2 protein-coding genes are annotated in these 1483 nt (G+C 69.4%); both read left to right on the plus strand.

What is annotated here, in order from left to right:
- Nucleotides 1–97 precede the first annotated feature (97 nt).
- Nucleotides 98–334, plus strand: a complete 237-nt coding sequence (locus FDZ70_10570; GenBank protein ID TLM66249.1) for a hypothetical protein — start codon at nt 98–100, stop codon at nt 332–334.
- On the plus strand, nt 334–1483 hold a 1150-nt coding region (locus tag FDZ70_10575; protein ID TLM66250.1), incomplete at its 3' end, for an ABC transporter permease. The genes FDZ70_10570 and FDZ70_10575, both read left to right, overlap by 1 nt.

The raw sequence follows: 1483 nt of genomic DNA on the forward strand, positions 1-1483 counted from the left end.
CGGGCTCCCACCCCGCCCCCTCACGCTGCCCCCGGCGCCGCCCGCGGGCGAGCAGCGGCGCGCGGCGATCCGCGGGCCACTCGCGAACGACCCGCCGGTGCTCGCGGCTGACGAGCCTACGGGCAATCTCGATTCCAACACCGCGGATGCGGTCTTCGGTCTGTTCGAGCGCATGGTCGACCAGGGGAAGACGATCGTGATGGTCACCCACGACGATGATCTCGCCCAGCGGGTGCGCCGCGCGCTGCACGTGCACGACGGCGAGATCGTCGAGGACCGGCTGACGTCCTCGGGCGGGCGCCCGGAGGGCGGCACGGAGACCGGGGAGGGGTGATGCTCGCCCCGCGCTGGATCAAGGTGGTCCGCGACCTGAGCAGCCACCGTTTCAGGACGCTGCTCGTCGTCTTGTCGATAGCGGTCGGCGTGTTCTCGGTCGCCGTCGTGATGGGCGCGCGTGAGGTGCTGCTTCGCGAGTTCGCGACCGGGTACGCGTGGGCACGTGCCGCCGCCGCGACGTTCAACACCCAGCGCCCCTTCGATGAGGCGCTCCTGCGCAGGGTCCAGGACCGTCCCGAGGTGGCGGCCGCGGAGGCGCGCACCTATGTCCCGGTCCGGTTCCGCATGCTCGATGACGAGGGGAACCCGGCCAGCGGCTGGAAGACGATGAGTATCCAGGTGGTCGACGACCTTCGAAGGACCACCGTCGAGCGCATCGCGATCTCCGAATCGACGCGCATCCCGAGCGACGGCGAGATCCTCATCGAGCAGTCGGCCCAGCAGACCGGTGACTGGGAGCCTGGGAAGTCGGTCGAACTCGAGCTGCCATCGGGCGAGAGCGCGACGTTCCGCGTGGCCGGATTCGCGCACGACCTGAACGCGGTCCCCTCGCGCTTCGTGGGGGCGACGACGGCGTTCACCACGAGGGAGAACCTGCCGCTGCTCGAAATGCCCGAGGGGTACAACATGCTGCTCGTCTCGTTCGAGGGTCAAGGCCTCACCAGGGCCAAGGCCTCCGAGATGGCAGGAGCGATCCGCGACGAGGTGCTCGAGCCGTCCGGCGTGGTCGTCGCCCGAATGGCGGTGCCCGAGCCGGGCAGCCACTTCCTCGGAGACATCTTCAAGGCGGTCTCGCTGCTGCTGCTGGCGCTCGGCATCCTGTCGCTGCTGCTCTCGGGATTCCTGGTGGTCAACACCGTATCGGCCCTGATGGTCCAGCACGTCAGGCAGGTGGGCATCATGAAGGCGGTGGGCGGCCGGACGCAGCAGGTCGCTCGTATGTACTTCGCGATGGTCACGGTCTATGGGGTGCTGGCGGTGTTGGTCGGCATCCCGGCGGGCGCGTGGGCAGGTCACGGGTTCACGGAGTTCGCGGCCGGGATGCTCAACTTCCGGATCTCCGACTACACGCCGCCGTGGTGGGTCATCGGCCTCGAGGTCGCCGTGGGACTGCTCGTTCCGGTGCTCGCCGCGCTCGCTCCCGTAC

It is taken from the genome of Actinomycetota bacterium (genome assembly GCA_005774595.1).
Taxonomy (GTDB): Bacteria; Actinomycetota; Coriobacteriia; order Anaerosomatales; family D1FN1-002; genus D1FN1-002.